This window comes from Microvirga sp. P5_D2, assembly GCF_054049475.1.
On the sequence record NZ_JBFUMH010000214.1, the window covers coordinates 1 to 7,131 of the forward strand.

4 protein-coding genes and 3 pseudogenes are annotated in these 7,131 nt (G+C 56.2%); 3 read left to right on the plus strand and 4 right to left on the minus strand.

What is annotated here, in order from left to right; translation table 11 throughout:
- The 3 pseudogenes from ACXJKO_RS28340 to ACXJKO_RS28350 all read left to right on the plus strand — a co-directional run.
- Positions 1 to 667: pseudogene (locus ACXJKO_RS28340) on the plus strand (IS256 family transposase); the annotation flags it as partial.
- 53 nt (positions 668 to 720) lie between these two features.
- Positions 721 to 846: pseudogene (locus tag ACXJKO_RS28345) on the plus strand (IS3 family transposase); the annotation flags it as partial.
- Positions 840 to 1,025 (plus strand): annotated as a pseudogene (locus tag ACXJKO_RS28350) (integrase core domain-containing protein); the annotation flags it as partial. The pseudogenes ACXJKO_RS28345 and ACXJKO_RS28350, both read left to right, overlap by 7 nt.
- A 624-nt stretch (positions 1,026 to 1,649) precedes the next feature.
- Here the strand turns inward: ACXJKO_RS28350 and ACXJKO_RS28355 are convergent.
- From ACXJKO_RS28355 to ACXJKO_RS28370, 4 genes are all read right to left on the minus strand, one after another.
- On the minus strand, positions 1,650 to 1,838 hold the full coding sequence (locus tag ACXJKO_RS28355) for a response regulator transcription factor (protein WP_457094383.1): 189 nt from the start codon (positions 1,836 to 1,838) through the stop codon (positions 1,650 to 1,652).
- A gap of 1,353 nt (positions 1,839 to 3,191) precedes the next feature.
- Positions 3,192 to 4,550, minus strand: coding sequence for a nucleotide sugar dehydrogenase (locus tag ACXJKO_RS28360; protein ID WP_457094380.1), 1,359 nt, complete (start codon positions 4,548 to 4,550; stop codon positions 3,192 to 3,194).
- An 860-nt stretch (positions 4,551 to 5,410) separates the two neighbouring features.
- Entirely contained in the window at positions 5,411 to 6,532 is a 1,122-nt protein-coding gene (locus ACXJKO_RS28365) for a helix-turn-helix transcriptional regulator (RefSeq protein WP_457094381.1), read from the minus strand.
- Positions 6,533 to 6,905: 373 nt separating this feature from the next.
- Positions 6,906 to 7,131: hypothetical protein (locus ACXJKO_RS28370; protein ID WP_457094382.1), on the minus strand; the 226-nt coding region annotated here is incomplete at its 5' end.

Sequence of the window (7,131 nt, forward strand, 5' to 3'; positions counted from 1 at the left end):
GGCCCAGTTCGCCTCACGCCGGCTCGAGGAGCCGTTCCCGTACCTGATCCTGGATGCCCGTTACGAGAAGGTGCGTGAGGGCGGCATCGTCAGCTCGCAAGCCGTGCTGATTGCGGTGGGTATCGACTGGGACGGCCGGCGCCAGATCCTGGGTGTGGAGATGGCCAACCGGGAAAGCCAGTCCTCGTGGCGGACGTTTCTGCTCGGCCTGCGGGAGCGCGGGCTCTCAGGGGTCGAGCTGGTGGTGGCCGATGATCATGCCGGCCTGCGGGCCGCGATCCGCGAGGTGCTGTGCGAGGCAGCCTATCAGCGCTGCTATGTGCACTTCCTGCGGAATGCCCTCGATCACCTGCCGCGCAAAGCGGATGATGACTGCCTGCAGGAGCTGCGCTGGCTCTACGACCGTCGCTCCGTCGAAGAGGCGCGGCGGGATCTGGCGGCCTGGATTGCCAAGTGGGAGGGGCGCTACCCGCGCCTGGTGGCCTGGGCCGAGGAGACGATCGAGGAGACGCTGACCTTCTACCGGCTGCCGCGCCAGCACCACAAGCACCTCAAAAGCACCAACATGCTCGAGCGCCTCAACGAGGAGATCAGGAGGCGCACCTACGTGGTGCGGATCTTCCCCAATGCCGCCTCATGCTGCCGGCTGGTGCGGGTGGTCTGCCTGCTGCGAAGTGATCCTCCCTGAAGTATGGCTTATGAGCCGAAGGAGGATTGAAGATGGGCAAGAAGAGGCACACGGCGGAAGAGATCGTTTCCAAGTTGCGGCAGGTGGATGTGCTGACGGCGCAGGGCCGGACCGTGGCAGAGGCCCTGCGGCAGACCGGCGTGACGGAGGTCAGCTTCGGGACGAACTGCTGAAAGGAGAGATCTTCTACACCYTGSARGAGGCMAAGGTGATCATCGAGAGCTGGCGCCGACACTACAACACCATGCGCCCGCACTCATCCCTGGGCTACCGGCCACCCGCATCAGAGGTTCTGGTCCATGTATCAACGCTGGTGCCACGACCAACCCTGAATTAACATCACACCCGGATCACCCACATGGGCAGGCCACGTTCAGCAGCGCTTACCGACCATTCGGGTGGTATCGCTCTGAAGCACTTGGCCTAGCGGCCTCGGATCAACGTCAGTCTCTGTCAGCAATTGAGCGCTTCCCCGGAGGCATAGTGCTTATCCGCTAAGTATCGTCCTGCGGCGTTCCGCTGCCGGTGACCATGCGAGCCTGCCGCTCATTGACGAGCGACCGCTAGCCGCCTGGTGCATCGCGTTTATCGCGATCGTCCGAAAAGCACTGAGAGGAAGCCGCTCCGCCGATTGGTCTCGTTGCGCTAGCTTCTCCGATTAAGCTGTTCAGAAGTGTTCTGCTGATTGTCTGTAGAGGCCTCAAGGGAACTCTCTTGGACATTCTGACCATTGGCCTCGGATAAAGAATCCTGGTCCCCGTGCGTTGTCAGGCGCAGGACTTCAATTTGATCAGGAAAGTCATTCCAGCGCTCAAAGAGTACAAACTCCTGATGTCTACGTCCTATTGGATCCCTCCTTCCAACCCGCACCGCTGTCCCCTCTACGAAGCCTTTCAGGGGAAGAGGAGGATGAAAATGAATGCGGACGTCATCGCCCACAGCGATGGTTATAGAAGGGACCTTAGACATTCGCAGAGATTTTACCTCGATTTGACATTCGCTCGCAGGCCCACATAGCCGCTTGGGTGCGGTTCCTTACGCCGATCTTACGGAGGATCGCGTTGACATGAACTTTAATTGTTGCTTCGGCAATATTAAAACTGCGGGCAATGGCCTTGTTTGATGCTCCATCTGTAAGGCAGTGCAGAATTTGCGTTTCCCGTGCGGAAAGTTTGCAAGCTTCCAAGCCAACTAGGCTCGACTTCGCCCTTTGATCTTTATTAAACCCGTTGTTGCCAGAGATCGCGACATCCACGGCCGATCGGACAACTTCTGCAGGCGCAACCGACTCGCCGGCCTTCACCAATCCAAGATATCCGATTAGCACTTCTGGAGTACATGCAGTTAAACAAAATCCATTTACGCCGGCTTCCCGTCCCAATGCGGTGAAGTGTAAGTCAAAGTGATCTGCCAATGCCACGATCTGAGCGTCTGGAAACAGCTTTCTCACGTGACTGACAGCTTCAAGGGAACAGCAGGAATTCTGATCTGCTTCAATGATGATCAAACCAGGCTGGGCTGCCAGGTAGAGCCATTTGGCGCCGTCGATAGAAATCATTTCAGTTAGAACAAACAGTGTTTCTTGGAGAATGGTTTGGACTCGTGATCTCAAAGCGACATTGTCCGAGATCAAAGACGTCAGGATGGGAGGGGCAGACTATGCGGCGGGATGACTTCCGAGAAACGGTCATTAAAAAGCGTCAGCGATTGTACCGTCGACTGGGCCCCCTGTTTACATTCATCGGTTAAGGAAGGTTAAAAGCGAGCAGAAGGTTTGTCTGTCTGGTTTTCGACAGAACAACTTGGCCGACAGTCTGATAATGGGACAAAGTATTCCGGTAGCAAATACTTAAAATTATGAGAGGGGAAAGGTGGCCGTGGAGGAACCGGGCCTCAGGTCTGTTGAGCTATCAACCACGCGTGCAGGATCAGATGGGTGGCGTTGGCACGGGGAGGCATGAGCTAATCTTCCGACTAAGTGGACACCGGGGTAGCTCGCTTTCCGCTCGGTCTGCTCTTGCGTGACATACCAGAGTGCCGAGTGCGCACTAGGCACATGAGCCGTACCGGAAAGGTAAGGGCATGCTGCTCAATGAAACGAAACCTCATTTCGGCACCTCCGCGAAGATGCCGATAATGGGCGCAAGTGATGAGCGCAACAGCTTTGGCCAGGGTTAGCTCCTGGCGCAGGATCTCATTCTCGCGCCGCAGCCGCTTCAACTTGGCCGCCATGTTCTCCTGACGGTCCGCGCGGATTGTCGATCTCACGCTCGCGACGGCGATCGAGCCAGTGGCGCAGGGTGGACAGGCCGAACCTGAGATTTGGAACCACCGAACGGTGGCTTCGGCCGCTCGTCAAAGCGAGCAGAGCATACTGTGCGAGAAGCGGCGGAGAGAATTCGTCACAGTCCATCAAGATGGCGTTTTTCGTCACCCGCGCACAGATCTCATAAAGTCAGTCCCAACATGGAAATTCTGACAGTCCACAAGGATCGCCATGAACTCAAGCTTTCAGAATGCGACCCCCACTAAGGCCGGCTCGCGCGCAAGCATTGCGGGTATCGACGACGAGCCGGGCGTGCTCGGCCACGAGATGGTAGTCGACATTGTCATGGTCGGTCGCGATGAGAACGGCATCGTATCCGGCTAGAACTGCAGCATCCAACGCAGTGGACTTGCGGCCAGCAAGCTTTGGATGCTCTCGGGTGGGCGGCAGCTCGGGAATGTGCGGATCGTGGTAATCGACGCTCGCACCCCGCGCCTCGATGAGCTCGATAAGCTTCAAGGAAGGGCTCTCGCGCATGTCGTCCACGTTCTTCTTGTAGGCGGCGCCCAGCATGAGGATACGCGAGCCGCTGAAGGCCCGGCCGCTCCTGTCCACCGCCTCGGCGAGGCGCTCGACCACGTAGTACGGCATATGCGTGTTCACCTGCCCCGCCAGCTCGATGAAGCGGGTGGTGATGTCGAATTCACGCGCCTTCCAGGTGAGATAGAACGGATCGATGGGGATGCAGTGCCCCCCTAAGCCCGGTCCCGGATAGAACGGCATGAAGCCGAAGGGCTTGGTCTTGGCGGCGTCGATGACCTCCCACACGTCGATGCCCATGGCGGCGTAGACCACCTTCAGCTCGTTCACGAGGGCKATGTTCACTGCRCGGAAGATGTTTTCCGTCAGYTTCACGGCCTCCGCCGTGGCGGCGGATGAGACAGGCACTGTCTTCACCACGAGCTGGCTGTAGAGRGCATCCGCRAGCGCCAGGGCGTCCGGCCCATCGCCGCCGACCACCTTCGGGATGGTAGAGGTGCCGAAATCCGGATTGCCGGGGTCTTCGCGCTCCGGCGAGAAGGCGAGGAAGAAGTCCCGCCCGCTCTTCAGGCCCGTGGCCTCGAAGATGGGTTTGAGCACCTCGTCCGTCGTGCCGGGATAGGTGGTGGATTCGAGRRCGATCAGYTGGCCTTTGCGCAAGTGCGCGGCGATGGTGCGGGCGGTATTCTCCACATAGGAGAGATCCGGCTCGCGGTGCTTTGTTAGGGGCGTCGGCACGCAGATGAGGATGGCGTCGGGCTCGCCGAGGCGGGCGAAATCGGTCGTGGCCTCGAACTTACCCTCATCGACCGCAGCGGCCACGAGATGGTCCGGTATATGCCTGATAAGGCTCTTGCCCTTGTTAAGATGCTCGATCCGCGGCGCATTGATATCGAATCCCAGCACATTGAAACCTGCCTTCACGGCCGTCAACGCCAGGGGGATCCCCACGTAGCCCAGGCCCACAACTCCAATTTTGGCATGACGTGCCTTGATCCTCGGAATCTGGCACTCCAAGTTCAAGTGCAGGTCCTCCGTTCTGATTCTGCCGTCCATATCGGTCCATTCCTGTTTGTGAGATGATTGGGGCTCTCTGATCGATTTGGAGATCCAACGTTCTAGCTGATCTAGCTCCTGATAAAATCGGCTTTACCAAAGCTGAAGCCATACATGGTCGCAGCTTAGATTTACGTGGCCAAAGCAAGCCCAAAAGACAATTGTGACTTGAATAGCGCATGCATGCGAGCTCCTGTATTGTTCATACGGGGTAGTGTTCCGCGTGCCGGTTCATCGCTGTAGATCGTCCATATAGATATGAGGGATCAACGACTGTAGAAGCTCGCCCGCGTCTTGAGGTCTGAAAGTTCAAAATGCAGTATGGACAATATTTTGATCATCGCGCGGTTCAACGATTAATCATCGTTTCACGTGGTTGCGGAACGCGACCAGCTAGCAAACGGTTTTAGGTGCCGTTGCAAGTGCCAAGCCATGTCGCCGCACAGGATCTAAAGTATCGCGTTTAGCACCCGGCGCTGATCGTCTTTGAGAGGCTGCGCACAGAAGGTCGCACGGATGAGCAGTGGCGGTAGGACCACACGCTACAGTCGGTGCACTTCGACCATCATGACGCTTGAAAAGCGTACTATTTGGTATTCAGGCCGTCTTTGAATGCTTGCAACTTGACGCTACTCGAACATATGCGCACTTCTCACTTGAACAAGATACACCACGATCTGGGGCAACGACGCGATGATCTGCTTTGGGAGCAACCCTTTTTCAGCATATTGAACTCATCGGCTCCGAGGCAATCCGCTCATTCAGGTCAGAATAGGTTCTCTATTGTCGGCCACCACGGGCTCTCTCAGCACTGTTCCGTCATTGCACAGGTAAGTTAGACCTCAAAGCCCAATAGAACCTCAGTCTATCAAGGGCGCCGATCCGATCTGTGTGACGAGTGCCACAAGTTGGCTCTGGCGTGATATGCCGAGGCGCTCGTAGACGCCTTTAAGCACTGTGCGGACCGTACCATCTGTCAGCTTCAACTGCTCTGCGGCTGCTTTTGACGATTGGCCACTTCCAACTGCCATCGCAACGCGAGCCTGTCCTCTCGTGAGACCAAGTTGAATGAGGCGGTGCTGAATCTCCTCCGGCGCCAAGCTGGAAAGGCTCTTCACAAGGACGAGTACCCCAGGTCTTAAAGCAAGATACTCAAAAGTGGTTTGCTCATTCCCAGTCACTGGGATGACCTGGACAAGAATCTGCTCTCCCTTCGCACTTCGGACTAGCACCTGCTGGGCGCGCATCAATAGGGCCTGACCAGAAAGGGCTAAGACCACCAAGTCATCCAGAGCTTTCTGGTCCCGCGCGGTCGCCACGCTGAGGCGTCCACGGAAGATGCTGAACTCCGCTCCCATCATAGATTGGGCCGTTTCATTCATGGAGACCACAACACCTTGGTCGTCCAAGAGGACGGCCCCGCATGCGACGCGGTCAAGGGAATTTCCGAGGAGGCATGATGCGCGTCTGGCTTCGGCGATCTCAGCTGCCGCTGTGATGGCTTGCGCAGCATGTGGGGCAAGCCGAGCAAAATTATCCTCGTGCTCTTTTTCAAATGGGCCTCTGCGAAGGCTCCGGTGAACGCCGACAATGACGGTCTGCATGGATGGGAGCCTAGCGACGTATCCTATGCGTGCGCCAAGCCCCTGCGGCCTGAGAAATTCTTGGAAAAAGGGGTGTGTTTGCGAGATCTGATCATCTACGAGGTCGGAGTCGGTGATCAGTCCAGCGGTAATACCAAGCGTCGTTCGTCGTTCTTCGCGGATATCATGCCGCCACCACTCTTGGACATAAGATTGATTGGCCTCATCCATACTGGAGGAGGCGACAGTCATCACCTTATTTGGCGCGAATGTTACGATCGTGGCACCGAGGCCCCCTGATATGTCAGAAACATACTTCAAACTCTCCGGCCAGCGCTCCGGGTCAAGAACAGAAGCGTAGATTGCGTCAACGACTGTGATTAGGTCGGTCTTCGTCATTCTTTAATTACTTACTCTAAGCGTCGTCGCGACCCCAATCTTCCGCCGCGATACCGGCTGCGGAAGCAATGCTAAATATGACTAGCGCATATGTGCTACACTCCATATACTTCTTAGGAGGTAGACTTGGTTGTATGTTGCTGAGAGCGACTTCCCAGCGCGCCACATCAAAGAGCTCGTCAAGCAAGGAAGGTGTGTCGCTCTTTGGCACGACTGTCTTTCGCAAACACAGACAGCATGATGCGGCGAGCAAGGCACTGACCAAAGGAACTCGCGAGACATAAGCCATAGTAGGACGACTTTGCCATAGGGAGATTGCGGTTGGCATGATGCTGAGCTGCGAGTTCGCGCTGGTCTCATTTAGTTCAACGTTCTACGCCGACATAATCAGCACGGGAGACCAAGTCTTGCCCCGGCCAGATTCTATGCATTGAGATTGAAATCGCCATGCTTGTGCGATCCTATTCGATTGGTATTGATCAAATAATTTAGAAAAATGAAATGCAATAATGCCCATTACGTACAACAAACGCGTAGTATAATTTAGTCTATCTAAAAATCGTTCCTTACCTAAGGAATGCAATCCTTGCATTCCTCCA